Origin of the sequence: Maledivibacter sp., assembly GCA_025210375.1 — a bacterium.
Taxonomy (GTDB): domain Bacteria; phylum Bacillota; class Clostridia; order Peptostreptococcales; family Caminicellaceae; genus JAOASB01.
This window is the reverse complement of record JAOASB010000034.1, coordinates 14,437-40,350: the sequence shown is the minus strand read 5'-3', so window position 1 is coordinate 40,350 and position 25,914 is coordinate 14,437. Positions and strand designations below refer to the sequence as shown.

Annotated in this window: 34 protein-coding genes; 19 read left to right on the top strand and 15 right to left on the bottom strand. The window is 30.2% G+C overall.

What is annotated here, in order from left to right:
• Positions 1–37: 37 nt before the first annotated feature.
• The 4 genes from N4A68_12015 (at position 38) to N4A68_12000 (ending at position 3,048) form a co-directional block, all read left to right on the top strand.
• Positions 38–808, top strand: coding sequence for a ribonuclease HII (locus tag N4A68_12015; GenBank protein ID MCT4565021.1), 771 nt, complete (start codon positions 38–40; stop codon positions 806–808).
• A 96-nt stretch (positions 809–904) separates the two neighbouring features.
• The gene (locus N4A68_12010; protein MCT4565020.1) at positions 905–2,416 is read left to right on the top strand and encodes a hypothetical protein; all 1,512 of its coding nucleotides are present in this window, start codon (positions 905–907) and stop codon (positions 2,414–2,416) included.
• A 4-nt stretch (positions 2,417–2,420) separates the two neighbouring features.
• On the top strand, positions 2,421–2,678 hold the full coding sequence (locus N4A68_12005) for an EscU/YscU/HrcU family type III secretion system export apparatus switch protein (protein MCT4565019.1): 258 nt from the start codon (positions 2,421–2,423) through the stop codon (positions 2,676–2,678).
• A gap of 13 nt (positions 2,679–2,691) precedes the next feature.
• Positions 2,692–3,048, top strand: a complete 357-nt coding sequence (locus N4A68_12000; GenBank protein MCT4565018.1) for a YraN family protein — start codon at positions 2,692–2,694, stop codon at positions 3,046–3,048.
• A gap of 259 nt (positions 3,049–3,307) precedes the next feature.
• Here the strand turns inward: N4A68_12000 and N4A68_11995 are convergent, their stop codons facing one another.
• Together N4A68_11995 and N4A68_11990 are read right to left on the bottom strand one after the other, a co-directional pair.
• A complete protein-coding gene (locus N4A68_11995; protein ID MCT4565017.1) occupies positions 3,308–3,868 on the bottom strand; it encodes a LysM peptidoglycan-binding domain-containing protein in 561 nt (186 codons plus the stop codon).
• A 277-nt stretch (positions 3,869–4,145) separates the two neighbouring features.
• Positions 4,146–4,310 carry a hypothetical protein gene (locus tag N4A68_11990; GenBank protein MCT4565016.1) on the bottom strand — a complete coding sequence of 55 codons (165 nt, stop codon included), beginning with the start codon at positions 4,308–4,310 and terminating at the stop codon, positions 4,146–4,148.
• Between the two features lie 277 nt (positions 4,311–4,587).
• Between N4A68_11990 and N4A68_11985 the strand changes: the two genes are divergently transcribed.
• Positions 4,588–5,706, top strand: coding sequence for a YifB family Mg chelatase-like AAA ATPase (locus tag N4A68_11985; GenBank protein MCT4565015.1), 1,119 nt, complete (start codon positions 4,588–4,590; stop codon positions 5,704–5,706).
• On the opposite strand, the gene N4A68_11980 is transcribed toward N4A68_11985, so the two are convergent.
• Positions 5,624–7,291, bottom strand: a complete 1,668-nt coding sequence (locus N4A68_11980) for a recombinase family protein (GenBank protein ID MCT4565014.1) — start codon at positions 7,289–7,291, stop codon at positions 5,624–5,626. The genes N4A68_11985 and N4A68_11980 overlap by 83 nt on opposite strands.
• Before the next feature lie 183 nt (positions 7,292–7,474).
• Here N4A68_11980 and N4A68_11975 point away from each other — a divergent pair, with 183 nt between their 5' ends.
• The 4 genes from N4A68_11975 to N4A68_11960 all read left to right on the top strand — a co-directional run bounded on the left by N4A68_11975 (position 7,475) and on the right by N4A68_11960 (position 10,810).
• Complete coding sequence (locus N4A68_11975) at positions 7,475–8,800, top strand: hypothetical protein (protein ID MCT4565013.1); 1,326 nt, start codon at positions 7,475–7,477, stop codon at positions 8,798–8,800.
• Between the two features lies 1 nt (position 8,801).
• Complete coding sequence (locus N4A68_11970) at positions 8,802–9,569, top strand: OmpA family protein (GenBank protein ID MCT4565012.1); 768 nt, start codon at positions 8,802–8,804, stop codon at positions 9,567–9,569.
• 1 nt (position 9,570) lies between these two features.
• Positions 9,571–10,374, top strand: coding sequence for an HNH endonuclease (locus N4A68_11965; GenBank protein ID MCT4565011.1), 804 nt, complete (start codon positions 9,571–9,573; stop codon positions 10,372–10,374).
• A 196-nt stretch (positions 10,375–10,570) separates the two neighbouring features.
• Positions 10,571–10,810 (top strand): DEAD/DEAH box helicase family protein, encoded by a 240-nt coding sequence (locus tag N4A68_11960; GenBank protein MCT4565010.1) that lies wholly within the window; start codon positions 10,571–10,573, stop codon positions 10,808–10,810.
• 167 nt (positions 10,811–10,977) lie between these two features.
• Here the strand turns inward: N4A68_11960 and N4A68_11955 are convergent, their stop codons facing one another.
• Positions 10,978–11,271 (bottom strand): transposase, encoded by a 294-nt coding sequence (locus N4A68_11955; protein MCT4565009.1) that lies wholly within the window; start codon positions 11,269–11,271, stop codon positions 10,978–10,980.
• Between the two features lie 447 nt (positions 11,272–11,718).
• A complete protein-coding gene (locus N4A68_11950) occupies positions 11,719–12,225 on the bottom strand; it encodes an ImmA/IrrE family metallo-endopeptidase (GenBank protein MCT4565008.1) in 507 nt (168 codons plus the stop codon).
• Positions 12,226–12,388: 163 nt separating this feature from the next.
• On the opposite strand from N4A68_11950, the gene N4A68_11945 reads away from it, so the two are divergent.
• Complete coding sequence (locus N4A68_11945; GenBank protein MCT4565007.1) at positions 12,389–12,772, top strand: hypothetical protein; 384 nt, start codon at positions 12,389–12,391, stop codon at positions 12,770–12,772.
• A 128-nt stretch (positions 12,773–12,900) separates the two neighbouring features.
• Here the strand turns inward: N4A68_11945 and N4A68_11940 are convergent, their stop codons facing one another.
• From N4A68_11940 to N4A68_11900, 9 genes are all read right to left on the bottom strand, one after another.
• Positions 12,901–13,584: a DUF1963 domain-containing protein gene (locus tag N4A68_11940; protein ID MCT4565006.1), complete on the bottom strand. Its 684-nt coding sequence runs from the start codon at positions 13,582–13,584 to the stop codon at positions 12,901–12,903.
• 248 nt (positions 13,585–13,832) lie between these two features.
• Positions 13,833–14,150: a hypothetical protein gene (locus N4A68_11935; GenBank protein ID MCT4565005.1), complete on the bottom strand. Its 318-nt coding sequence runs from the start codon at positions 14,148–14,150 to the stop codon at positions 13,833–13,835.
• Positions 14,151–14,322: 172 nt separating this feature from the next.
• The gene (locus tag N4A68_11930) at positions 14,323–14,940 is read right to left on the bottom strand and encodes a hypothetical protein (protein MCT4565004.1); all 618 of its coding nucleotides are present in this window, start codon (positions 14,938–14,940) and stop codon (positions 14,323–14,325) included.
• A 145-nt stretch (positions 14,941–15,085) separates the two neighbouring features.
• Positions 15,086–15,523, bottom strand: a complete 438-nt coding sequence (locus N4A68_11925) for a hypothetical protein (protein MCT4565003.1) — start codon at positions 15,521–15,523, stop codon at positions 15,086–15,088.
• 251 nt (positions 15,524–15,774) lie between these two features.
• Positions 15,775–16,350, bottom strand: coding sequence for a hypothetical protein (locus tag N4A68_11920; protein MCT4565002.1), 576 nt, complete (start codon positions 16,348–16,350; stop codon positions 15,775–15,777).
• 204 nt (positions 16,351–16,554) lie between these two features.
• The gene (locus N4A68_11915) at positions 16,555–17,172 is read right to left on the bottom strand and encodes a hypothetical protein (protein ID MCT4565001.1); all 618 of its coding nucleotides are present in this window, start codon (positions 17,170–17,172) and stop codon (positions 16,555–16,557) included.
• A gap of 181 nt (positions 17,173–17,353) precedes the next feature.
• Positions 17,354–18,208, bottom strand: a complete 855-nt coding sequence (locus N4A68_11910) for a hypothetical protein (GenBank protein ID MCT4565000.1) — start codon at positions 18,206–18,208, stop codon at positions 17,354–17,356.
• Positions 18,209–18,434: 226 nt separating this feature from the next.
• The gene (locus N4A68_11905; GenBank protein ID MCT4564999.1) at positions 18,435–19,967 is read right to left on the bottom strand and encodes an SIR2 family protein; all 1,533 of its coding nucleotides are present in this window, start codon (positions 19,965–19,967) and stop codon (positions 18,435–18,437) included.
• 199 nt (positions 19,968–20,166) lie between these two features.
• The gene (locus N4A68_11900; GenBank protein MCT4564998.1) at positions 20,167–20,511 is read right to left on the bottom strand and encodes a helix-turn-helix domain-containing protein; all 345 of its coding nucleotides are present in this window, start codon (positions 20,509–20,511) and stop codon (positions 20,167–20,169) included.
• A 145-nt stretch (positions 20,512–20,656) separates the two neighbouring features.
• Between N4A68_11900 and N4A68_11895 the strand changes: the two genes are divergently transcribed.
• The gene (locus N4A68_11895) at positions 20,657–20,899 is read left to right on the top strand and encodes a helix-turn-helix domain-containing protein (GenBank protein MCT4564997.1); all 243 of its coding nucleotides are present in this window, start codon (positions 20,657–20,659) and stop codon (positions 20,897–20,899) included.
• A gap of 94 nt (positions 20,900–20,993) precedes the next feature.
• Positions 20,994–21,137, top strand: a complete 144-nt coding sequence (locus tag N4A68_11890) for a hypothetical protein (protein ID MCT4564996.1) — start codon at positions 20,994–20,996, stop codon at positions 21,135–21,137.
• 86 nt (positions 21,138–21,223) lie between these two features.
• Here the strand turns inward: N4A68_11890 and N4A68_11885 are convergent, their stop codons facing one another.
• A complete protein-coding gene (locus N4A68_11885; protein ID MCT4564995.1) occupies positions 21,224–21,715 on the bottom strand; it encodes a TIGR02391 family protein in 492 nt (163 codons plus the stop codon).
• 406 nt (positions 21,716–22,121) lie between these two features.
• Between N4A68_11885 and N4A68_11880 the strand changes: the two genes are divergently transcribed.
• The 7 genes from N4A68_11880 (at position 22,122) to N4A68_11850 (ending at position 25,914) form a co-directional block, all read left to right on the top strand.
• Positions 22,122–22,295, top strand: coding sequence for a hypothetical protein (locus N4A68_11880; protein MCT4564994.1), 174 nt, complete (start codon positions 22,122–22,124; stop codon positions 22,293–22,295).
• 105 nt (positions 22,296–22,400) lie between these two features.
• Positions 22,401–22,589: a hypothetical protein gene (locus N4A68_11875; GenBank protein MCT4564993.1), complete on the top strand. Its 189-nt coding sequence runs from the start codon at positions 22,401–22,403 to the stop codon at positions 22,587–22,589.
• Positions 22,590–22,662: 73 nt separating this feature from the next.
• Positions 22,663–22,860, top strand: coding sequence for a hypothetical protein (locus N4A68_11870; protein MCT4564992.1), 198 nt, complete (start codon positions 22,663–22,665; stop codon positions 22,858–22,860).
• Positions 22,861–22,908: 48 nt separating this feature from the next.
• The gene (locus N4A68_11865) at positions 22,909–23,337 is read left to right on the top strand and encodes a hypothetical protein (GenBank protein ID MCT4564991.1); all 429 of its coding nucleotides are present in this window, start codon (positions 22,909–22,911) and stop codon (positions 23,335–23,337) included.
• 174 nt (positions 23,338–23,511) lie between these two features.
• Positions 23,512–24,078, top strand: a complete 567-nt coding sequence (locus N4A68_11860; GenBank protein ID MCT4564990.1) for a hypothetical protein — start codon at positions 23,512–23,514, stop codon at positions 24,076–24,078.
• Between the two features lie 55 nt (positions 24,079–24,133).
• A complete protein-coding gene (locus tag N4A68_11855; protein ID MCT4564989.1) occupies positions 24,134–24,724 on the top strand; it encodes a hypothetical protein in 591 nt (196 codons plus the stop codon).
• A 32-nt stretch (positions 24,725–24,756) separates the two neighbouring features.
• Entirely contained in the window at positions 24,757–25,914 is a 1,158-nt protein-coding gene (locus tag N4A68_11850) for a hypothetical protein (protein MCT4564988.1), read from the top strand.

Genomic DNA, 25,914 nt, shown 5'->3' with positions numbered 1-25,914 from the left:
AAAATAATTAAATTTAGAAAGGGTTTGAGCTATGGATATTTCAAAAATGTCATTTAAAGAAATTGAGAAATATATAAGTGGGTTAGAGCAAGAGGAAAAATACTCTTACATAGATATTTTGAATCAAGATACAAGGAAAACTGTTAATAAATTAGCTTTAAAGCTTAAAAAGGAGCAGGAAGGTATCAAAAAGGAATTAGAAAGATTGAAGAAAATGTGGTCAATAGAAACAAATACCTTTAATCTGGGCTACAACTTGATTGCTGGTTTAGATGAAGCAGGTAGAGGTCCCTTAGCTGGACCAGTGGTTGCTGCTGCCGTGATTTTACCTAAGGGTGAAATGATTGTTGGAGTTAATGATTCTAAGAAGATATCTGAGAAAAAAAGGGAGCAATTATTTATTAAGATTCAAGAAAAAGCATTAGCAATTGGAGTCGGGATTGTGGACAATGAAACCATTGATAAAATAAACATATTTAATGCTACAAAGCTTGCAATGAAACAAGCCATTAACTCATTAAAGGTGAAACCGGATTTTTTGTTAATTGATGCATTAGAAATAGCCGATATACATATTAAGCAGAAAAGTATAATTAAGGGAGATAGTAAAAGCATATCAATTGCAGCCGCATCAATTATAGCAAAGGTGACTAGAGATAGTTTGGTTAAAGATTATGAAAAGGAATATCCAGGATATAATTTTTCAAAGCATAAGGGGTATGGTACAAAGGAACATTATGAAGCTATAGAAAAATACGGCATAACTCCTCTGCATAGGAAAAGCTTTCTTAAGAACATATTAAAGTAGTATTGAGTCCAGACTATTCATAGAAGATTCAAAACTCTCTTGTGTCCTTGAATATACGGGTTAAGATTTTCTTAAATTATATATAGGGTGATAATTATGGAAATACAAAATTTAATTAATCTAGTCTATAATAAAAATAGTTCAATGAACAACGATGTATTATCTAGACTAAATGTGGGAGATATATTTAAGGCAAAGGTTACGGCAATGTTAGGGGATCTAATAACCCTAGAGATGCATAATAACCTCACATTGGAAGCAAAGGATGCTTCAGCAATTGGCTATAATGTTGGGGATACCGTTGAGTTTATTGTTAGTGATAAGATTGATGATAAGTTATTTATAAAAAGCAATATACCTTCATCCCATTCCTTAGAAGACAAGCTGTCTCAAATAGGTATTAAGGTAGACGATAACAATAAAGATTTAATTGAGCTTTTATATAAAAATCAAATACCAATAACTAAGGATAATGTTGATAAATTATTGTCTACAAAAAATTATTATGGTAAACTTGCTGAATTTGTAAAAAATAATGATATACCCATTAGTTCTCAAATCATAAATGATGATATTAAAGAAGTACTAAAAAATCTTATACAAAGGGAAATTGAAATTACCGCAGGGAAAATCAATGTACAGGATGATATTCAGCATGATGGGGAAAGAGTAATTGCAAAAGAAAATGTTGATAAAAGTGCCCCTATAGAGGTCAATAAAACTAATTCGGAAGTTAACAAGGCCAATACTGACACAATATTTATTAAGGATCTATTTGATAATAATAGTAATATTTCCTTAGAAAAATTAGTATTTATGCTTAAAAATAATATGAATTTTAGCACTAAAAATTTTGCTTTATTGAACAATATCATATTGGGAGAAAAAACCATTACCAATCAAATTCAAGGGCTTCTTAAAGAATTAGAAAAAAATGATGGAACAAAAGAAATTGATAGGACAGAAAAAAATAATAAAGAAATAAATAATAAAGAAATAAATAATAAAGAAATAAATACTAAGAATCAACTTATAGACTTATTACGAAAATTTGATATATCTAATTTAAAGGAAAAGGATAAATTTAATTCGATTATGAAAGAGTTATTTGAGCGGTTGGAAACTATAAAGGATAGTTCCTTGGGTATAGAAGCAAAATCCATTGTAAACAAGCATATTGAAGAATTAAAAACTTCATTAGATTTTGTCAATAAATTAAATGATAACATTAATTTTATTCAGGTACCATTACATGTAAACAATTCCCTTAAAAATCTTGATATATATATCAATAAGGACGCTAAACGCAACAAAAAAAAGAGTGAAAATGGCACTAATATATTTATATCCTTAAATACAAATAACTTGGATTTGGTGCAGGTATTAATTGAATTAAATAAAAAGGATTTAAGCTTAAATTTTAGAGTACATAATGAAAAGGTCAAAAATATTATTAAATTCAAAGAGAAAATTTTGTACGATAGTCTTAATAAATATGATTTTAATAGTATTCTATTTAAATATAAAGTTTCAGAGGAAAGTATTAACCTAACAAACATAGATATGGATAATAAAAGTAGATTAAATACATTGGATATAAGGGTGTAATCATATGAAAAAGAAAAAAATAGCCAACGCCTTAAGATATAATTCTGAAAAGGATACAGCACCTAAGGTTATTGCCCAGGGAAAAGGACTTACCGCTGAGAAAATAAATGAAATTGCTAAAGAAAATGATATTCCCATATATAAAGACGAAAAACTTTCTAAGCAATTATATAATTTATCAATTGGGGACGAAATACCACCAGAGCTTTATAATGTAGTTGCGGAGGTTTTAACATTTATAGCTAGATTGGATAAAGAATAGGGGGAAATTGTTTTTGAACACAAAAAAAATAGGGGACATGGGGGAAGATTTAGCTGTTCAGTTTCTCAGACAGAAGGGTTATAGGATATTGGATCGCAATTATCGGTGTAGGTTTGGAGAAATTGATATTATTGCTAAGCTTAAGAGTTATTATATATTTATAGAAGTTAAAACTAGACATGCTTCAAGCTATGGTAGACCTATTGAAGCAATAAATGGGGTTAAAATAAATAGGATATTAAAGACCATCAATTTCTATTTGAGTCAAAATAGAATTCATGATTCAGATATTAGGGTTGATGCCATTGAAGTATTTTTAAATGATTTTAATAAAGCAAAAATTAATCATATAGAAAATATTGTTTGTTAGGATTAATGCATAAAAGACTGGTTCTAACAGAGATATTAGGACATATGAAAAATAAACTAGTCATATTACGAAGTAAGTTTTATTATTTTCTAAGCACTCAATCACACCGATACCCACTGTATGCAAATGATTGAGTATTGGGGAAAAAAATGAAAAGTATGAGTAAGATGACTGGTTTATTTTTTGAATGTGTCTTAAGCCGAAAACAATCTGGGTTTAGGGCTTAAAAAAGATGAAAAATGATAATTTTTTAAAGTGCTTAAGTGCTTTCAAACAGTATAAGCTCATTAGCTTGATCGGATTTTTTTTTGCCATTTGTTGCACTTACATAGATTCTTGTAAATGGATTTAATTCTATCATATTAATCTGACCTGACCAAATGGTCGGGTTATTTGAGATACATGAAAGTTTAGCAAAATTTTTACCAAAGGGATTAACAGCATAAGCATAATATTCATCAAAATCCCCCTTTAATTCTGTGATAGATGGTAAATTTGCTAAGAGATAAATTCCATTTGATTCTGCAATAACAACGTAGGAATCTAAAGGCGCACTATCTGTAGGGGTTAAGAAGGAACAGTATGGTCTTGGTTTCGGAATACATAGCACATCACCAGGAATAATATGATTTAGGTTACGTATATGAAGGTTATATCTTTTTAATTCATGAATATTTACATTGAAATCCGATAAAATCTTATAGAGTGTATCTCCTAGCTTAACAGTATACGTAAAAGCACAATGCTTAAAGCAGTTTTGCGGCTTGCGAGGTTCATTAGACCTAGGGGGTCTATGGGGCTTCATAGATCTACGATACATATTCACCACTCCATTTTAAATGGTTTTTATACTATAATATGCATATACCTATTAGAATGTTAAAAATTATAGATGTAGGGAAAGTGGTAATATATTATATTTAATATGATATGGTAAAGTGACCAAGGCTTATATAACAAATATGATATAGCTTGGGTGATTTCAAACTATATTAAATATGACATTTCTTTAATCAATAAAACCCTATTAAAAAAAGCTGAGGACCCCTCAGCTCTTGAAAATATATTGAGAAATATACTTTTCATTAAAACTATCCTCAACGATGGCCAGATTGACGTGGACCACCACCAACGCCACCTAAGAAATCTCCCAAAATATTACTACCACTGCCACTAAATAGGAAGAACAGCAGTATCAAAAACAATAAACTATTATCTTCACCAATGCCACCCAGTAAACCATCAAATAAATTACCAGCCATTAATTCACCTCCATATTATTTTGAAAAATTTTCTTTTGCTCATTAGTATAATATTCTAAGGTAAGTTAATTTGTTAAGGAAATTTGTAAAATAAAAACTTAAAAAATATCATGATACTAATAAATTTTAAATAAAAAATGTTCTATATGTAAATGAAAGAAAAAAATGTAAAAAAATGAAGGAATTTATATATTGATATTGAATTATATGAGAGATAAAGCATTATACCAATATAATTCATGGCCTTAGAATATTCTTGGTAAAAGGAGGTTTTTGGGTGTTATCAAATATAATTAGCTGTGTTCTCAAGGGGCTGGATGGGGAGATAGTAAATGTAGAAACGGATATATCTAATGGGTTACCATCATTTTCTATTGTTGGACTTCCCGATATTGCAGTAAGGGAATCCAAGGAAAGAATAAGAGCAGCCATAAAGAACTCGGGCTTTAGTTTTCCTATAAAAAGAATAACTATAAATTTAGCACCGGCCAATACTAAGAAAGAGGGAACCCACTTAGACTTGCCTATTGCAATAGGACTATTAACTGCTTCACAGCAAATTATGAATAAAGAGCTGTCGGAATTTGCTTTTATAGGTGAATTATCATTAAATGGCAGGCTCAATAGAGTTATAGGAGTGCTTCCCATAGTTATTTCACTGAGAGAAAAGGGATATAAAAAGGTGGTTTTACCTAGGGAAAATTATTATGAAGCAAATATAATTGAAGACATGGAAATCTATCCCTTTGATGATTTGTCAGGGATAATAAAGTATTTTAATGGAGAAACAAATTCAAAAATATATGCTAATACCTATGACAGAGATAAAAGTGAAAAAACTTATGATATGGACTTTAATGAAGTTTCGGGTCAGCAAAGTGTTATTAGAGCCTTTGAAATAGCAGCCGCCGGTGGACATAATATTATACTAATTGGGCCACCGGGGTCTGGTAAGACAATGTTGGCAAGGAGATTCCCTACTATACTTCCCGATATGGATATAGAAGAGTCCATAGAAGTAACCAAAATATATAGCATTTCAGGTCTTTTGCCAAGTAATGCTTCATTAATAAAGAGTAGACCCTTTATAGCTCCACATCACACTGCCTCAAGGGTTTCTTTAATAGGAGGCGGCAAAATCCCTAAACCCGGCGACGTTTCCCTAGCACATTTAGGAGTGCTTTTCTTAGATGAACTTACGGAATTTCAGAAAAGTGTATTAGAAGTCCTAAGGCAGCCTATGGAAGATGAAGAAGTGACTATCTCAAGGGTAAATGCAACTGTGACTTATCCATCGAAATTTATCATGGTTGCTAGTATGAACCCATGTCCGTGTGTAGGCAAAATGACAAATTATCATACTTTTCATTGGGAACAAAATAGAGTTCCATCTTAACTTTATCTCCATCTACAATAATTTCTTTAACGATACTCTTCAGTAACTTTCTTCTCTCATCAAAATCTAAATACCCATAAGAATTTTTAAAATCCTTTATATATTTCATAATGCTTTCCAGATCATAACTATATTCATAATTACTATTAAGTTCATATTCAATTTTATTGAGACTAGTCTTAAGTCCTTTTTGCTTTTCTTCTAATTCTTTGTACTTCCTTTTAATAATCAGCTCTGGAAGGGTACCTTTGCCAAGCGCAGATACAAGATTATCTATTTCTTTATCTAAGACATCCATTTCTTTATAAAGTTTATTTCTCTTGGTTACTAGAGATACTTTTTTATTATCTATTTCATCATTAGAACGCTTTAAAAACTCCTGTACGAACTTTTTGTTTTCGCATAGACCATTTATATGCTTAATAACCAAATCCTCCAATAAATCGACTCTAACGTTTATATTAGAGCATAATAATTTGGATTTCTGTTCTCTGGTAATACATCTGAAGTATTTATATCTTTTTCCAGATGATTTTGTATTTCCGAAAACAGACATAGCAGATCCGCATCTACCACACCTAACTAAACCTACTAAGACAGATTTCGAACTTTGTCCTAACCTTGGAGCTCTACTTTTGTTAATATTTAGCTTGTTTTGTACATCTCTGTACATTTCTCCTGGAATTATTCCCTCATGTTCACCGATTACTAATATCCAGTATTCTTCTTGTCTTTGTCTTGATGTTTTCTTATGAGGTTTTCTTCGGTTATAGAACATAAGGCCATGAGAACCGTTAAAATCTTCTTTAGTATTTACTATTTGAACCTTAGTATGATTTTTAAAGTACTCATATGCTGCTTCATCAGCTATACAATAGAGAGGATTTTGAAGCAACCTGGACATTTGGTTGTGGCTCCACTGAGCACCATTTTTAGTTTTATAATTATACTCAGGTGAATTTACTTTAAATACATTATTTCTAATAGAACCATCTGATTCAGAGTACCACTTATAAAACTCCTTGATCTTAGAAGCTTCATCATTATTAATAATTAATCTTGAAACCTTTTTATTTCTACCATTATTTTCGATAGTGTATTTATGTATATCGAATCCATAGGGTATAGGACCACCGTTCCATTTTCCCATCTTAGCTCTGTCAATCATATTATCCCTAACACGCTCGGCAATAGTTTCTCTTTCTAATTGAGCGAATACACTGGTTATATACATCATTGCTCGACCCATAGGGGTAGAAGTATCAAAGTTATCTTTAATACAAATAAAGCCTATTCCTATGCTATTTAAATCATAAATGAGGGAAGAGAAGTCATTAACTGATCTAGAGATACGATCAAGTTTATAACATACTATGTATTTAAACTTTCCATCTCTAGCATCCTTCATCATTTGTTCAAATGAAGGGCGTTCTAAGGTCTTACCTGAGAAGTCATAATCCTCATATACTACATGGTCCCATCCACGAAGCTCACAGAGAGCTTGTCCGCGTTTTATTTGATTTTCTATGGATTCACCTTTATCAGTGGCTTTTGATTTTCTTGCGTATATTGCTGCTGTTGGCATATAATAGACCTCCTTTTAAACGGAACGTGTGTTCGATACTATTGTAGCATAAAAATATAAAATATGTAAGCAAAAGTATAAAAATATATAAAAATGCATGGGAAAATATGTCGAAACACTTCAAATACAGGGAAATAATTGCTATTATAAGTAAGTAAGTATTAAATTGGGAGGATGGAGAGTATGACGTTAAGTAATATAATAATTATTGGATTAACTATTGTTGCTATGGCGGTTCCTGTATTCGTTTATTACAAAAAAGAAAACTATGGTGGAAGAAAAGCGCTTCCTAATATCGTTGCTTCGCTTGGTGTTCTTGGAACATTTGGAGGAATAACTTATGCACTTTTTAAGTTTAATGCTAATGATATGGATACTAGTGTGGTTGATCTATTAACGGGTATGAAAACAGCATTCTTTACATCGGTAATAGGTATGTTTTCATCAATTGGTATGAAAATAATAAAGCCTTCAAACTTAGATGTTGAAAATGATGAAGACGATATAGGTCCATTAATTTTAAAAGAGCTTAAGATAATAAGCTCGTCAATCATTGAAAGCCATGAAGAAATGTTTAGAAGAATGGATGAAAAAGAAAAAAGAAACTTAGCTAAACAAGAAGAAACAACAAGAGAGATAAAATTACTAAATACAGATTTAAACAGAAAACAGGATGAACTTATTAGTCAATTTAAAGCATTTGCAGAAACGATGGCTGAACAAAACTCCAAGTCATTGATTGAAGCATTAAAAGAAGTAATAAGAGATTTTAATACCAAGATCAATGAACAGTTTGGAGAAAATTTTAAAGAACTAAATAGAGCTGTTGGGAAATTATTGGAATGGCAAGAGAACTATAAAATACATATAGAGCAAACTACTGATCAACTAAAAATAACAATAGATGGAATAAAAAATGTTGAAAGCTCAATGAGCTGTATAGCAGAAAGAGCTAATGTAATGATAAGTTTATCTCAGGAATTAATACCTGTTCTTGAAGCAGTAAAAAGTAATCAGTCTGATATTAAAGAATGCACGTCTACTCTAGCTAATATCACTAATGAATTAAAAATAACAGTTCCAGAAATAAATAAATGTATCCAAGATACCACTAATAGATTTAATACAACTTTAACACAGTTTTCAAATGAAGTGGCTACAACACTTGAATTAAATCAAGAAGTATTCAAATCACAATGCAATTTAATGAAAGATACTTCTAACAAGATAAATAATAGTGTCGTTAAGACCGTAAATGAAATGAATCAAGGAGTAACAGACGTTACAAAAAATATTTCTGTACAATTAACAACTATTGTTGAACAAATGGAGGAGATATTTAAGAATAAAGTAGAGCAATTAGATGAAACACTTAAAGACGAGTTAAGTAAATCGTTAAGAACTCTTGGAGAACAATTAGCTACTATTTCTAATAAATTTGCAGAGGACTATACACCATTAGCGGAAAAATTAAGAGAAATAGTTAGAATATCAGAAGGAGTTATGTAAAATGAAGCTCTTAAAAAATAGATCTCATGATAACTTGGATGAAAGTCTTTGGGCTTCAATATCTGATTTAATGTCAGGATTAATGATAATATTTTTATTTATAGCCATTTCCTTTATGATAAAAATAAATGAGGAAAAAGATTTAATTTTTTATGAAAAAGAAACAATTGAAAATGAACAAGAAGCTATAAAACAGATTCTTAATACATATAGCACTATAAGAGTTCAAATATATGAAGATTTATATGATGAATTTAAAGATGATCTAAAAAATTGGAATGTAGTTATAGACCCAAAAGATTTGTCGGTAAGATTTCAAGAACCAGAGGTGTTTTTTCAAAAGGGAAAAGCGAGTTTAAATAAAGAATTTAGAAATATACTTGAAAATTTTTTTCCAAGATATATAAATGTTATCCATAGTAAATATAAGTTAAATATTGAAGAAATAAGAATAGAAGGATATACATCAAGTGAGTGGACTGGTAGCAATAATGAATTGGATTCTTATTTTAATAATATGAAGCTATCTCAGGAAAGAACAAGAAATGTACTACAATATGTAATGAATTTAGAAAAAACGAATTATTGTCAAGATTGGCTAATTGAACATTTGACAGCTAATGGAATGTCATATAGTCATAGATATTTTAATGAAAACGGGGAAGAGGACATGGAAAAATCTAGGCGTGTTGAATTTAAAATCAGAACAAATGCTGATAAAATTATATCTGAAATAATAGAACAATATAAAGAGAAAAATGGTGATTAGAATGAAGTTACCTGATTTTAAGAAAAATGATGTATTTAAGAGAGTTAGAAGTAAAATGGGTATACCAAAAGATTATTTTGCCAAATTTACCGTATCTAGTGACTGGAAAGAAATCCAAATAAGAGAAGTGTTGGAAAAAGGCAAAGGAATTGAAATACCTTTAAGTCAAGTTGATATTTGTGATGATAATACATTGGAATATAAGGGACATAAAGTAATAGTTTATATTCGAGATCAATATAATATTCAGAATCCAAATAAGTTTCACATCTCATGGTGTTCGACACTTCAAGAAATGAATGATAGTGGCAGGTATGATCGTTATGTAGTTAGTAGTAGGAGAGATGGAGTATTTATTGTTAATTATATTGATAGGGCTACTAATGATGTGATAATGGAAGAGGAAGAAATAGAATTAAAAGTCTGCAAGAATTGTCTAAGAACGCTCAATTATAAATCTTATAAATTTGTTAATTACCAGAATAGAAATGATATTTTTACGAAATTTTCTATTGATGAGTTTTTTAGTACGTTTGATAGTAATGTACATAAAAATCCAACATATAGCGATACTACGTCTCCAGTTAATGTTTATCCAGATAATTGGGGGAATATATCAAATAAATATAGAGAAAGTGTTAATTGGAAATGTGAAGAATGTGGTAAGGATTGCAGTCATTTAAAGTCTAGTCTACATGTTCACCATATTGACGGTAATAAATTTAATTGTAATACAAAAAATTTAAAAGCATTATGTAATGTATGTCATTCAAAACAACCTTATCATAGCTTTTCAATGAGGTAGTATGAAAGGGTGGTTAATTATTAAAATAAGGTCAGCAAAAAGGATAAAACCAGTGTAATATCGACAATATTAGTCAAAGGATTTTTACAAATTTTGCATAATTAATATAGTATCATAAATTGTATTGATTTTGATAAGATATTTTTATAAAAATAGTTAAATAAACTTACATATATAATATAAGAGGGGGGATTATATGTATTTCTTAAATACACCATGCTATATTGAAGGAAATAAAAAACTGAGAAGACCGCAAATTGAAGCATATTTAAAGATCCAATCACATTTTCAAGAAAATCCTCATGAGGAAGCTTTAGTAGTATTACCTACAGGTACTGGGAAAAGTGGATTAATATCCATAGCACCTTTTGGATTATGTAAAGGTAGAGTGTTAATTATTACTCCTAATAAAGTAACCAGAAAGAGTTTCACGTGATTCCTTATATACACGTTTTATTTCCCTAAGAAGCTGATCATCTTCTTGTTTCTTTTGAGTAATAGGATTCTTAAACTATCTGTAATATGCGCTCCTTGAAATATTAAACACTTTGCACATCTTCTCCACGCGAAATTTGGAACTATGTTTTTTGATAAATCTATACTTTATTTCTCGGGTCTTGTGAAGATGCACATAGCCTTTTTTAGTATTGCATTTTCCTCCTTAACATCGGCTAATTCTTTTTTAAACCTACGGATTTCTTCATCTTCTAGTCTTAAGCGTCCTTTACCTGGAAATGCATCTTTACCGTGATCACCATATTCTTTTATCCATCTTCTAACAGATGTTTCAGTAACCCCTATATCTAATGCTACATCCTTTACCTTTTTACCTTGTTCTGTAACTAATCTTATTATTTCTTTTTTATATTCAGGACTATATCCTTTGCTTTTCCCCATTGCTAAACACTTCCTTTCTTGTTTATATTATACATACTTTTCTATGTGTACAGCAAATCGGGTATAGCTTATAAGTCTGATTGTCAAATTAAGTTAAATGCAATATTAATTAATGTTCTTCTAGAATTATCAATAAAGAAATGTTTACTAGTCATGAATTTAAAGAAATTTTGGTAAGTTACTGTAATGAAATGACTGATGAGGGGGAAAAATCTGAATTGCTAGATTTAGTTTATGAACGTTTAGATATAAAATTAACCGAATTTAGCAGTAATGATTAAATCAGATGGATACTTGTATAAAATGGAGTAATTATTTTGATCAATAAAACTCAAAACATATTATTTTGAAACAATTCATATCATAAAGTGAAATATTATACCACGATATTTTTCCTAAACAAAGTTTAACGCAAACCTAGGAAACCACTAACGGCTTCCTGGGTTTTCATATATCCTCAAACACATACAAACTAGGCAAACCACTCAAAACCAAATATCTCCTATCATCAATCTCCCACTTCATTTTCTCCTTGGCCATAAATCTTAGCTTATGTAACAAAAATTCCTCAGTAACATAAAAATAATCAAGCATTTCCTCAAAATTACCAACCAACCTATCTTTAATGGCCTTCAAGAGTAGCTCAGTCGGAATCAGAAAATCAGTCGTCCATCTAAGAGCAAGCAGCTCCTTTTTATCGATATCAATTTTTTCTGAATATGTCATTTCTCTTCTTGGAGTATAATCTCCAACAGTAGTCATATAATGCCCAATTTCTTCAGCAAGAATAGTTCGATATAGTCTTTCATCCTTTCTAATCTCCTTATTAATTAGTATTAAGTGAAAATCCCCATCAGAATAGAAATATCCCAAAGCAGAGTAGGGTAGAGGAGCAAATTCTTTTATAATGTTTGCTTTATTTACTATAGATTCTAGTTGTTCAGTTCCAATCATATAATTCCCCCCTTCGCAAAGCGAACTTATGTTCTATATTATAGCATAAATTTCTAATTTATGTACCAAAAATTGTCGAATTTGATTATAAAACAAAATTTATTGATATAATTTTTATAGAATAACTAATTAGGAGGTATATTTATAAAGGAGGGTAAAGATTATGAGTAAATATAGTGAAATTGCTGTAAAAGCTGTCGAACTACTTATTTCGAATGATGAGTATAGGCCTAGAGAAGCTTGGGATATTGCTGCTACTGAAATTTTTGTGTTGAATTCTTGGGGGTCCCAAAAAGGATGCCCAAGAAGTGCATTTTTAGGACTTTGTGAAGAAGGGTTAGTAAAAGGAGTTGCATCTGGTAGATATACAACTTCTATAAAGAATAAGACTTACGCAGTTAAAGCCCTAGAAATACTTAAAGAAAATCCTTCGCTAGTTGAAGATCGTAATAAACTTTGGCAATTTGTAATGGCTGGAGAATATAAGTCTCATAATTCTCAAATGGATGTAGTAATTGCTTTGGTAAAAAATAATTTGATTTTTTAAACTAAGTATTAAATACCAAAACCCCGAGGCCGAAACCTCGGGGCTAATATTTATCTAAGTGATTAACAAAAGTTAAAATACTGTGTAGAAAAGGGTAATATATTGTTAACTGATGTTTCACAGGCCCTTTAAAAACAGTCCCAATGAAGATGCCAATCTTTTGTTTTCTTAGATTTTAGAATATAGAAACTCCCATTATCTGCTACCATAAATTTAGGTTTTTCTTCAGATGAGATCTGAAAAATATACTCATATTCATTAGAGGGGGGTGACTGAATATATGCACCATAACCACCTATTTTTGTCTTCTCACTTGAACCGTAGTCATTAAAAAATCTCTTTGTTAGCTCATCTGACTCATTTATTTCTGTCATATCAAGGTATTCCCAAGACTCTTCCCAACATGGAAAGTCTGGATTTTCTTTTTGAATCCAAGCTATTGGAAATGTTTTATAAACATTAGCTTCATCGGGGGCTTTTGTAACTTTCAACTCTGAAATACTGTTATATTCTTTTATGAGCCAACCTTCTCCGTTCTTAGCTTCAAATTTTGTAGGCAGTGAAGAATTATTAAGGAACACTTGAATTAGATGGGTCTCGCCAAAAATATTAGCCCCATTAGGAACATCAGGTACATAAATCTGAATAATCGGAAGCATGTAACCGTCATCATCTTTAGGCCAATCTTTACCCGATGCAGTTAAAAAATTTCCTCCAAACCAACTCCTCATATTCTCAGTTGGCCTAAATCCTCCGATTTTAGCAATACTTGGAATTCTACCAAGTGAGCTAAGTTCATCCCATATATTCATCAGATTCTCCTTTCTAATTAAATAAGTACAATATTAGTTGACTTATATATTGACATAGCTCTAATCTAAATGCTATTTTTAAAAAATATAGACATAATATTTAAATCTTAAAAAATCTATCATCAAATCCCTCAACCTCATTAAATTAAATACAAGAATAGGGGAGTGGAGACAGTGATTAAGATATAATCCTAATCTGGGCGATTTTCTATATTATTTTTCATCACTAATTATAAATTATATTTATTTCAACCTTGTTTAGTTAACTCGTTTTTATTTTCTTTCATTAGTTTTTTTAATGGAATATACTCTTCTAACTCCAATTCTATTGCTTCACCACATTCTGGACAAACAATTTTATAAATATTATCATATATTGGAATAACAAATATAAAGGGCTTAGAAATACGTATAATATTATATATTTCATTTGAATTACACATCTCGCATTTTGGAGGGATTCTGGGTAATAGCCATTTATTACTACCTTCATCGATCATTTGATTTACATATACTTCTCCAATTTTTTTAATCTTACTTTTACCATGTCCAACAAGATAATTCATCTAATTTCCTCCTAACTATTCATTATAGCTTTAATTAATCTATTATAGATATTAATAGATGTTTTTTATCGTCTCGTATTCTCGACGTTTATGAATTGGATCACAAGTAATACTTCTTGAAAGTGCGTGCACCCAGTGAAGAGATGGCTGCTAATATTTTGTTAGGCGAAGTTTAATCCGTATCAGTAATAGCAAGTACCCAAATTAAGTTCTCTTTCTTATCAAAAATCACATATGTATAATCCCATGCTACATCAAAAAACCATTCGTTCCAGTAACCCAAAAAAGAAAATACAACGAAATCATTTAACCTATTTTCAAAGATAGATTCATATATTTGTCTGCATACCTTATCAGCAACTTCTTTTGGTCCTTCAAATGAGTAATAGGCTCCACCATTACAAAGCAAAGGCATGAATAGCTGATCTTTTAAAAAAGAATATTTCGATGTAATTCCATCCATAATCTTTAAATCAGGTATATATGTCAATCTCTTAGGGATATGCAGGTCAGAAAAAATTCTTCTTATGTTTTCATTTTCAAAAAATCTGATAAAAAAAGTCGTTTCATGTATTGATTTTGCTCTTTCATTGATAAACCTATCAAGAAATAAATTTTTCTCATATGATATTTTCTTTATTAGCACTTCACCATTTACAAAATTGTGTTTTAAAAGTTTTATATATATTTCAATTCTTTCATCATTAATGGGCTGTTCAACAAACATGATATTTTCCCAAAAGCAATCCCATTTTTCTTGAAATTCTTTTTCATAATAATTAAAGGGCATAATATCCTCCTTTTTTAAAATTTTGCCTAACTTAGACATTGACAACATTCAGCACCTTTGTCTACTTCAAAAAAATTAATCCATTAACCATACAAAGAAAAATCTAATAATAAATAGCCTGAAAAAAGCTCAAGTCCAATATGTTCTAAACGACCCTATTTACTTTTATATCAAATTTACTTTCTAGTACTGTTAAAAGAGTTTGTCCTTTATTATTACGGAAAGTCAAATCTATTGCCAATTTATTTCTAGAATTTTTTAAAATAATATAATATTTAGCGCTAGATCCTTTCGAATTTGAGAATCTTGAACTAATCCATTCTTGATTAATACACTTAATTTTACTTATTCTTATAGACCTATTCTTTGAATTTTTGATAATGATTTTATCGTTTTCTATTATATATCCTTCATCTCCATAATAAAAATATCTACCAATTAAAAAAAGTAAAACTGCTATGGCACTAATACATTTGACTACAACAGGATTCTTAACTCCATAAAAATCTAATAAATAGAAAGCTATAATTATCCCTATTAAAGAAGCAATTAGTTCTCTCTTATATCTTAATTTAAATTCCATATTTATATTAGTCTCCTTAGATAACTTAGTTATTAAAGACATTATAATGTTGTAAAGACCATACTGTAAAATATAAAATATATTCATTATCCAAATAAAGAAAAATCTATCATCAAACACACTAAACCCCCAAAATTAATTCAAGAATAGGGTAGGGGAACAGTGATTAAAATTCAACCCTAATCTAGGTTGTTTTCTAAAGACTTTTAAGCTCTAGCATCTTTGAGCAACTTTATTGTTATATGTCGTAATTATCTAACATCATCTTTATCTAACTTAATGAGTAGTGTTACTGGAAATTCATAGTGTGATTCTGTAGCTATTATTACTACCTTCCACAAATAGTGTTGACTACGATCTTTTGATGAATAATCATCTAGCCAACTTATTAATAATGGTTCGCATATTAAATTTTCTATTTTATCAAGGTCTTTTGCTAGTTCAGAATCTTGGTTCACTATATCTTTTAATTTAATCCATTCTCCAGCATTATTTTTCATTAATTTTAACCATATGCCATACTCATCTGCTTTTTCATATAATAACTGTGTAAATTCTTCAATAGAGTTATGAATTGTTTGGTTTTCTTCTTTCAGTTCTCTCTGAGTTGAAAGAGAATTAAGGTATAACACGCTATCATCATTATTTATTTTTCTAAAGCATTCATAGTGACAAAAGAAAGTTTGAGATTTTTGTTCTTTAATATCTTTATCAGCATTTGTAAATACAGTCACTGCACATGGATCCATTTCATTTTGCTTTTTACTATCTGTTAGAATAGTTTGCTTGCAAACAAAACACTGAAGTTTAGTTTCTATAATAATCATCCTTTCAATACTATTCGAGTCATCTTTTATTGCGTGGTTTATAATGTTTCGTGTCTGCGACGTCTCTGAACGGGACCCTCAAAGCCTTTCTCCTTGGTGTTGCTTACACCGGTGAAGGGATGGCTGCTAATGTTTTGTTATAAGACGTCATCATAAATATAATGCTCTATGAAAAACTCAAGATACTTATTATCAAAGTTTGATTCATTGTTTTTCAAATAGAAAAATATTTTTTACATCCGAATGATATTTTGGACCTGCTGTTGTGACATAATAACCAGATTTCATTATCTCAATATTTCTTGTGCCTTCTATTACACCTTCAACAGAGAACTCAATGTTTTCATCCCCAAGAAATAATAGTTTAAGTTCAATTCCATCTTTTTCTTCTAAGATATCAAAATTCAGTTTATATGATGTTGACTTTGCTGATTCGTCAAATATTTCAATTTCAGCTCCAACAATTTCTCTTGTTTGTGATCTTATGGAGAAATCAATAATTTGATCTTTGGGCTTGTTAATCGTTATTATAATATCTCGTAGTATATTACTCCTCTTAATCGATTCTTTCCCAAAATTACCGAATCCAGTTGTTGTCATATAAATTGGCACGTCTAATTCTTTACCATCATTAGTTGTTATGATGATTGGCAATTCTTCATTTGTTGTTTTACTAAAGATCTCTGTTACTCGCTCATCAATGAAAAGTACTGGTTCTCTTTGTTTCATTGAGTCAAAATGATCAAATACTGAAAAAGTAATACTTAGGACCGCCAGTCCAATGCTAACGGCAGTGATTAATGTATTTTTACTGTATTTCATAATACCTCCATTCTAACATTTATCTATTGCATTTGTGCTGATGTCTTATAGTGTTCTCACAGTTCCCGATGTAAACATCCTCCGGTTTGGAGTCGATTCTGTTCACTAAGGGCTATCCCTTAATTGACAAAATCGGTGTCAGAAGTTTTTGTTAGGAACTGCTGTGTTATATGATTTTATTTTAATTTCCACTCTCAAAAACTGGTAGTTTATTATGATTGTAGTCTATGGTAGGAATATACTCTTTTTTTAGCATTTTATCTACCTTTTTTTTGTATATAAACTTAATTCCAGACTTCGTGTTCCCTTTAGATTCTTTTTTAACTCTATTCCATTCTAGTTTTAAATATACTTTAGTAATTTTTATTAATGCATTATGCTCGTTTTCCATTTTATTAGTAATTTTTCTTGGTAGTTTCTTAAAATACTTATTAAACTCTCCAATTTCATCACTTATTATATTTGATACTATTTCTGATATATCTCCTTGCTCGATAGCTTCTTGTATGTTGTCGTAACTATTTAATTCAATAGCATTAGATAACTCGCTAAATATTTCGCTATGGTAATGTTTAACAATATACTCTACCTTTTTGTGGTTATCATCTTCTTGCAGTAATTTATCCATCTCATATAACACTTCCATATATGTATAAATTTTACTGATACTCTGAATAATCTTTTCATCAATATAGCCTTCACAATTTAAGTGCAATACTATTTTGTTACGTACAATAGTCAATTTTTCAAAATATTCAAGTCTTTTTTGCAAATCATAATATATAGTAGCATTTTCACTAAGTTGAGTCATTGTAATATAATCATTAATAAAGCATTTTAATTCTTGCATCCATTTAATTCTATTACTAGTTACAGTATTTATAAATGTATTTTTTTTAGCTCTATGATCACTCCTTATAGAAGTAATTACTGAAAAAATAGCACTTAAAAATACTATTCCCTGTACAATTATAAATTTTTTAATATCTAAGCTATTAGCATCTATCATAAAAAAATTCTTAATGATTTCTAACATATTTTATGTCCCCCCTTTTAAAAACAATTTAAGATAACTTAGGAATTAACGAAATTGTACTCCTTTGTCTACTTTGGGAAATATACATTGATTATCTAAATGAAGAAAATTTTAATAACAAGTAGCCTAAAAAATACCCAAATCCAAAACTGGATTTGAGTAAATAATTACTTTTTTAGCTGCTCCATCAGTCTTATAATTTAACTTTCAAGTTCAATATCTAGATTTAGTTTTGTGTATACTTTAGCCAATCATAGATTCTTACTATAGTTCTATAGTTACTTGCATTTCCGTTTTCTAAGCAATTACTACAGTAGTCTTCATAATTTTCAACCAATAGGTCTTTTAATCTATTCAGATCAATTGAATCTTTTCCATCTCTTGATATTTTGGCTCTAAGAGAGTTTGGGTTTCTCAAATTATATTCATATTCTAAATCTGGATTTCTTTCAAGTAATTTACGAGTACCATAATTATTAAGTTCACTAGATACTCTTTCTAGATTATCTTTTAACTTCGCCGGTGTGTTTTCTATAATAGAATCATTATCATTGAAATAATTGCCTTCTCTTAAATATTTAAAAAATGGAGTTCTGTATTGATATTTTAGAATTATAGGTAAGGATATATTGACCATATCAATTGGATCAAAGTCACGATTGTTTAAAACAATATCTTCAATAATATCTTCTCTATCAATTCCAATTAGCCCTTTTTCATGAAAAGATTTAATGCCTACGCCAAGCACGAAATCCACATCTGCAAAATTAGTATCTTGATCTATATCAATTAGCGCAATTCTTTCATTAGGATCATTAGTCTTAACGATCTCATATAATTGAGATTTTATTTGTTTAAGCTGTTTAACACTTAGTTTTCGCTTGTAAGATTGTAATGGTATATATATATCTGAGTAATTCTTTGCTTTTATATGTGTTATTGGTAGATTATGATTATCTATGTTTATATAAGATTTTTCTAATGTATCTTCTTCTACATTAAATAGTGGTTCAACTAAGAAAATACTATTTTCCATTCTTTTTAGACCCGATTCTGAAATACATTGTGAAATTGATTTAAGGATTTCTCTAATATTACTATCGCTTATAGAATATCCAATAAATATTATTGGATGCTCCATAAAAATCGATAAAAGTTTTGCCGCTAAATAAGGATTTTTACTATTGAAATCATGATAATCTTCATCTGTTAATACCAATGAATTGAAATCATTTACAGAACCGTGAATTTTATATATTTCGCCTATCTCTTGTACATTGGAATTAATTAAGTCACTTTGACCAACATAGACATCATAATCAGGAAACAGAATTTCTAATAAATTATCCCAGTTAGTTGTTATTATTCCATCGACAACTACATTTTTAAAATCTATTAATTCTTGTTGCAATTCTTTATTTTCTAATACATTGATATCAGATAAATATTTGCTTATTTCATATTTCAGTGGAGAAGATTCTCTAGTCATCTTGCCGTATTCACTATACGATTCTCTACTAGATTTGAACTTGTCTGACTTCCACCAAGTCTCGGAAAAGTCTTTACTCATCAAAGAAGCAGTCATTGCTAAATTTGAGTTTGCTTTTGAATAATAATAATCGAAAGAACTAATATTATCTTTACAAAAACGTTGTAATAAACCTTTCCAGTCTTCTAGTCCAAGATATCTTCTTGAAAATCCAGAACCAATAAATAGGAATGGTGCTGCTTTAAAATGTTTAAGATGATCGTTTAACAAGACTTTAATATCCATAAAAATCCCCCCTTAAATAACTAATCATTTTTGTAGTTAGTACAGTTGCTGAGAGATCTAAAAAATATACATAAATGAGTAAAAATGATGTTAGAAACCAAATAAAGAAAATATTAACAACAAAAACTCCAAAAAACACCCAAATTCAAAATTGAATTTGAGTTATAGTACTACTTTTTATTTTTTATCTTTTATCTTGTTGCTTATACTTCAACTTAATTAACTCAACATATTTTTCTACTTCCTTAATAGCTTCATCAGGAAGTCCGTCGATATCAAGACTGTGAAAAGCTCTAGTGATTACTTTATTTTCTTCAGAGTTTTTTATATCAGATCTGCCGAGGAGGTAGTCAGTAGTAGTATCTAAAACTTCTGCAATTTTATTTATAATTTCAATTCTGGGTTTTCTTTCACCATTCATATATCTAGATATAGTCACTTCTGTTACATCTACATAATTTGCAAGTTCTTTTTGATTAATATTTTTTTCTTCTAGTAATATCTGAAGTCTTTTAACAAATTTTTCCATGATTAAAACCTCCTATTAACCATTATTATAATGCTTATGTAAAAAAAGATAAAAAAAGTAACCGAAATTATAATTCTGCGCTTGACATTAACCAATTGGTATATTAATATATTATTAACCAATTGGTTAATAAAGGAGGGGTGGAATGAATAGTAATAAACTGAAAGGTTTAAGAGTAGGTAGAGGATATACTCAAGAAAAAATCTCTAAAAAAATTGGTATTACTACTAAAACGTATAATAGAAAAGAATTAGGGTTTGTAGAGTTCAATTGTAATGAAATATCAAAGATTGCAGAAATTCTTGAAATGTCTTTACAATCGGTTAATGAAATTTTTTTTGAAAGTAAATTAACCAATAGGTTAACAAAAGATACTAGGACTGCATAGTTAGATTTCAGCATAAAACTTTAGCCTAATCCTATTTTCCCCAAACTTATAAAAATCATATGAGTCTATAGAAAATCGAAAGGAGAGGAGAAAATTGAACTACATTAAATCTAAGTCAAGCAAGAATGAATATACAAGACATGAAATAATAGAGACCTTAAAATGTGCCAGAGGGGTAATGGAATTACTTGAAAGAGAAAATATGAACATTCTGTTATCACAAGCAAATCAAGTATAGATAAAAAATAATAAAAATGGGCTATTAGTATGTCTTAACGATATGAGAGACTCTTTTAATGTAATAGTAGAAAGAGAAAAATAGTATTAGCGAAAATCTTTTATATTAACGGCATTATCAAGCTTTCTATGTAGTAAAGATAGGGTCGTTAGTAAGTCAATAGCATCATCTTTATTGATATTCCAGTTGATTTTAGCTTCATGAGCAATAGGATTTCTAAACATACTGAAGATGCCATGTAACAGACTTTTAAATCCATTATGTTCATTTTTTTCTGAAGATGTTCTTAGTGTATTTATCACCAATATTGGATTGCTTACATTAAAAGCCTTATTTATTAATGCATTACCATCTTCTGTTAAACCTGATTTTGTCCGTATTTTATCTGAAATACTTTTTGTAGCTTCAAATACAGCGTGGAAATAGTTTTCGTTAACTAATTCAGGTTTACAAAATTTAATAATATCAGGATGAATGTTTCTAGAATAAATAATTCTTCTTAGTTCATTAGCTTTATCTCTAGCTTCGGCTAATGTTTCAGCTTTATTAGTTTTAATTAGTTGACCTTTTTTATTCACCATAATACCTAAAAACTAAGTACACTGTTTACATTATTTAAATACTCATCATATGAGCCATAAGTAGGGTCTAGAAAGTTTACAGGATGAGAAACGATTTTTATATAGTTTAAGACAGCATTTGAGCTATTATCACTACTTTGAATTTCTCTAAAAGAGGCATATAGTCTTTTCCACTTAGTGTGATTTGAAGGTAAAATTTCGGCAATATTAGCTTGATTTAAAAAGTTTGTTATTTGAGAACCAGTAAATGAGTCGCCTAATGTTTTGCATATTTGTTCCAAAATATTATCAGGTATTTTATTAAAACCATAGTGAATAACCTCCTCCTTGGTACAAATTTCTACAGGAAGAGGTAAAATCCTTCATACAAATATCGACACAAAATTCGAAAGGAGGAATGATCATGGCAAGATTACCAATACCCCAGCTAGTAGAAGTAACAGTACTTCCACCAGACGAAGAAACTGAAAATCGAAGAAATGAATTTATATCTATCTTAGCTAAAGCAGTAAGAAGAAGAGCAATAGCTGAAGCAAAGCAAAAGCAAGATAGTGAAAGAAATCCAACTGATAATTAAGATATATTAGCTTGGTGTAGAAGGGAGGTAAGTACTATATGAATTTAGCATTCTTTTATGTTTCAATCTATTTCAGTTTATCTTTATGAATTAAGGAGGTTAAAAATGGAAGACGATAAAAATTTATTTCTTCAGAAAAGCAAAGAGCTAGATAATCTACTAGAGAAATCAACAAAACTAAGAATAGAACATCTAAAGTTAAGTGGTAAGCCTGATTCAGAAGATAGACTATATAAAATAAAAGAAGAACTAAAGCAGCTTCAAAATCAAGCTGTAAAACTATTTAGGAGCTGACTAATTATTTTTATACACTTATGAATAGTACAAACAGGATATTTCATAAGATTACACAAAGGGGGGAGACACTATGAAAGCTCAAGCAGTAAATAGAGAACAGGCTTATTATTCTACATACTATTTTGGCAATACTGTAGTTCATGTGGTTGCTCCAAAGCCAAAGATCCCAGAAGAAATAGAGAAGATACTTGAAGAGCATCATAAAGTTGGTTGGAAGATATGGAATGACATATTTAAAAATGAAAGAAATAGACCAAACAATGGATAACGGACGAGGTAGTCCTTTACCATAGGACAAGCTATAAGGAGGGTGTATATGGAAAGAACAATTGAAAGACTTATACTTGATAAGGAAATGTTGGAGGGAGAGATAGATGATCTAGTAAAGGAGATAGGTAATCTAAACATAGTTATTGCCAATAAGACCTATGAGGTTAGAAAATCTAAAAAGGAGTTAAATCAGCTTAGAAGGGCATATAAAACTATAGAGAATTTGAGTAATAAAATAGTGGGACTAGCTGTAGCACTAAGTCCTTTAGAGAAAAGGATAATGGAGCTTGAAGAAACTTTCAGAATTGAAATTCGCAATAAGGAGATACTTGAGGAATTAAGGCAAGATAATATTATCTTAAAAAATGACAAAAGAAAGGATCTTATAGATATTCGCAGTTGTGTACAAAGCCTTATAAAAATGAAAAAAGAATCTGAGCACCGACCAAAGCTTTCAGATTCTTTAGAGCAATAAGTTCATCCTCTACAGGTGAACTACGTTTTTTACTAGTATAGCACTAATTGTTATATTTAGTCAATGATCTTAGGGCTTTGTTTTAAAAAGAAATCCTCCTTAGGAGTATCTGGTATTGAGCTGGGTGCTCCTAGGGTGAATAAATATATAAGAGAGTTGAAAGGGGGACATAGCATGGAGCCTTTGACATCAAGCTGGATGGATATCAAATGTTCATGTAAGGCTAGTAGAAAGAGAGTTAATGAATTTATAGATAAGAAGTCTAGTATAGAGAACAAGACTATATATGATGTAGTGGATTTAGAGATAGCTAGAGAGATTAGTAGAGACCTTAAAAATACCGAGAAAGAGCTTGATAATAAGATTCTATATGAGTTTGATTCATTTGCTTTAGAAGATATTAAGAATAGCAAATTAACAGATCGAGAAATAGAGGTATTAGAGTTTAGGGTTAAGCAACATTATTCTTACGAAAGGATTAGTCAGATTTTTAATGTAAGCAAGTCCTGTGTCTATGAGATATTTTTAAATGCTAAGAAGAAGATTGAGAAGTATAAAAAAATAGATGTGTCAGAGAAAGAGCTTAATAAACTAAGCCCTCAGCAAATACAGATTTATAAGCTTATAAATCAAAATAAAACCAATAGAGAAATAGCTGAAGCGATACATACATCAGTTGATAATGTAAAAAAACAAAAGAGAAAAATCAATATCAAACTAGTGGGGACCAAAAAGCCTTAACAAATGATTACGGGAGAGGTGCGTAGATTTAGGGGGAGAACAAGGTGGTGATACGATGTATATATCATGTTGCAGTAGGTATAAAAAATGCTCGGATGAGGGGTTTTGTGTAAATAGTGATAGTGATCTTAGTGATAATTGTGGGTATAGGAGGAAGCTGGAGCAGGGGTTTAATTTTTATAGTGATAGGAGAAGTGGGGGAAGTACATATATAAAAATAAATGATAGATTGTTTCTTATAGGTAAAAGGGGTAGCTATGGTGGGTATACTTATTACTTAGAGTCTGATGAGAGAAAGACTTTGGAGGGATTATTTTATGCTTTAAATATAGAGCTAGTAGATAAAGCTGTGTATTCACAGTGTGAAGTAGAAAATGTTTCTGATCATGATCGAGCATGCTGCAAGGTTATCTTGACCCTGTATGGTGTTAAGTATAATATTATGAATTTTAATGTAAGAGCATTAAGGGAAAGTACAGCACAAGAGGTTAGAAATTTCTTTAGGGAGTTTGGTTTGTTTGCAGCAACGGAGTATGTAGGGAAAAAATCTACAGTACCAATAGTTACTAAGAAAGGAAAGGTAGAAAAAAAGGCACTCATAAGAAACCGCATTAGCGAGTTTGCAGAGCAATTATCTATGTTTTAAGGGTTGATATTTAAAATTAAGGAGAGATATAAATGAAAGATTTAGTACTGGCAGGATGGGATCCAGGTAGACTTAACAATAAATTATACCTGAGGGATAAGAAGTTAATAAACATGAATGCTATATGTGGAGGATATGACAGGAGGACACTTAACAAGGAAGAAGGGCCTTTAAATAACCTTTTAGATGTTGAGGTGTATAGGAATAAAGAGTATCTAGGAAGGTATTTCGTGGGGTATATGGCATATATGCATAATCGAGGAGATCTTAGATGGTCAGCAAGTGGGGTTCCTAAGTTTTCAGAGGCTGAAAGCTCCTATGATGAAATTATAAAGATGGTTACAAACTTAGCTTTTTCACAATATGATCCTAACAACGCAAGCAAGAAGGTGTTATTTAGACTTGGGACAGGTTCTCCTACAGAGGAGTATTTTGAGAGTCCAGAGATTTTGGAAAGCTTCAAGGATATGATGAATGTACCCTATAGGGTGGTGTTTAAGCATGACAATTTTAATGATGCAGAGATAGAAGTAGTTGTACCCAAGATGTATTACAAGCCCGAAGGTACAGCTTCTTTGATTTCTATGGCATATAAGGATGATTTGACAAGGGACGATAGAGCAAAGGATATATTAGACAAAGGTTACATGATCATAGGTATGAATATAGGTTCATCTACTACTGATATAGCTATAATGAAGCCTAATATGGAGTTTGATGACATAGGATTCTTTGGCATAAATGTTGGATCAAACAAAGCATTGAATGAAATAAGAGCAGTATTATATAAAGACTATGGCTACGATACAACAAAACTAAAGGTAGATTATCTGATAAGAAAATTCAGTAAGGTGAGATATAAAGGAAATATTGTAAATTTGGAGGAGATAAAGAAAAGACCATTTAATAATCTAGCAGCCCTCCTTAAAACAAAGTTCTATGACGAGATTGAGAAAAGGGGGATAGATACAGGTGAAGCTGGAGCTTTATTTGTATCAGGTGGAACAGTTGAATTGATTGGTGATAAACTAAAGAACTTTATATCTGGGGTGCCGACTATGCTGTCCTTAGACCCATTATATGAAGATGCTAGGGGATACTATCTAGAAGGAAAAATCAACGAGATATTAGAAGGAGAATCGGAAAAGGAAGTATTTGAAATAGATGATGACATTCAAGTGGTGAGATAA

Coding starts and splice junctions, on each gene's coding strand:
- N4A68_12005 (MCT4565019.1), top strand. CDS start 2,421: ATGAAAAAGAAAAAAATAGCCAACGCCTTAAGATATAATTCTGAAAAG.
- N4A68_11960 (MCT4565010.1), top strand. CDS start 10,571: ATGTATTTCTTAAATACACCATGCTATATTGAAGGAAATAAAAAACTG.
- N4A68_11850 (MCT4564988.1), top strand. CDS start 24,757: ATGAAAGATTTAGTACTGGCAGGATGGGATCCAGGTAGACTTAACAAT.
- N4A68_11880 (MCT4564994.1), top strand. CDS start 22,122: ATGGCAAGATTACCAATACCCCAGCTAGTAGAAGTAACAGTACTTCCA.
- N4A68_12010 (MCT4565020.1), top strand. CDS start 905: ATGGAAATACAAAATTTAATTAATCTAGTCTATAATAAAAATAGTTCA.
- N4A68_11895 (MCT4564997.1), top strand. CDS start 20,657: ATGAATAGTAATAAACTGAAAGGTTTAAGAGTAGGTAGAGGATATACT.
- N4A68_11965 (MCT4565011.1), top strand. CDS start 9,571: ATGAAGTTACCTGATTTTAAGAAAAATGATGTATTTAAGAGAGTTAGA.
- N4A68_11935 (MCT4565005.1), bottom strand. CDS start 14,150: ATGAATTATCTTGTTGGACATGGTAAAAGTAAGATTAAAAAAATTGGA.
- N4A68_11970 (MCT4565012.1), top strand. CDS start 8,802: ATGAAGCTCTTAAAAAATAGATCTCATGATAACTTGGATGAAAGTCTT.
- N4A68_11910 (MCT4565000.1), bottom strand. CDS start 18,208: ATGTTAGAAATCATTAAGAATTTTTTTATGATAGATGCTAATAGCTTA.
- N4A68_11980 (MCT4565014.1), bottom strand. CDS start 7,291: ATGCCAACAGCAGCAATATACGCAAGAAAATCAAAAGCCACTGATAAA.
- N4A68_11930 (MCT4565004.1), bottom strand. CDS start 14,940: ATGCCCTTTAATTATTATGAAAAAGAATTTCAAGAAAAATGGGATTGC.
- N4A68_11920 (MCT4565002.1), bottom strand. CDS start 16,350: ATGATTATTATAGAAACTAAACTTCAGTGTTTTGTTTGCAAGCAAACT.
- N4A68_11950 (MCT4565008.1), bottom strand. CDS start 12,225: ATGATTGGAACTGAACAACTAGAATCTATAGTAAATAAAGCAAACATT.
- N4A68_11865 (MCT4564991.1), top strand. CDS start 22,909: ATGGAAAGAACAATTGAAAGACTTATACTTGATAAGGAAATGTTGGAG.
- N4A68_11940 (MCT4565006.1), bottom strand. CDS start 13,584: ATGAATATATGGGATGAACTTAGCTCACTTGGTAGAATTCCAAGTATT.
- N4A68_11870 (MCT4564992.1), top strand. CDS start 22,663: ATGAAAGCTCAAGCAGTAAATAGAGAACAGGCTTATTATTCTACATAC.
- N4A68_11875 (MCT4564993.1), top strand. CDS start 22,401: ATGGAAGACGATAAAAATTTATTTCTTCAGAAAAGCAAAGAGCTAGAT.
- N4A68_11945 (MCT4565007.1), top strand. CDS start 12,389: ATGAGTAAATATAGTGAAATTGCTGTAAAAGCTGTCGAACTACTTATT.
- N4A68_11860 (MCT4564990.1), top strand. CDS start 23,512: ATGGAGCCTTTGACATCAAGCTGGATGGATATCAAATGTTCATGTAAG.
- N4A68_11915 (MCT4565001.1), bottom strand. CDS start 17,172: ATGAAATACAGTAAAAATACATTAATCACTGCCGTTAGCATTGGACTG.
- N4A68_11955 (MCT4565009.1), bottom strand. CDS start 11,271: ATGGGGAAAAGCAAAGGATATAGTCCTGAATATAAAAAAGAAATAATA.
- N4A68_11925 (MCT4565003.1), bottom strand. CDS start 15,523: ATGGAATTTAAATTAAGATATAAGAGAGAACTAATTGCTTCTTTAATA.
- N4A68_11855 (MCT4564989.1), top strand. CDS start 24,134: ATGTATATATCATGTTGCAGTAGGTATAAAAAATGCTCGGATGAGGGG.
- N4A68_11995 (MCT4565017.1), bottom strand. CDS start 3,868: ATGTATCGTAGATCTATGAAGCCCCATAGACCCCCTAGGTCTAATGAA.
- N4A68_11900 (MCT4564998.1), bottom strand. CDS start 20,511: ATGGAAAAATTTGTTAAAAGACTTCAGATATTACTAGAAGAAAAAAAT.
- N4A68_11990 (MCT4565016.1), bottom strand. CDS start 4,310: ATGGCTGGTAATTTATTTGATGGTTTACTGGGTGGCATTGGTGAAGAT.
- N4A68_11975 (MCT4565013.1), top strand. CDS start 7,475: ATGACGTTAAGTAATATAATAATTATTGGATTAACTATTGTTGCTATG.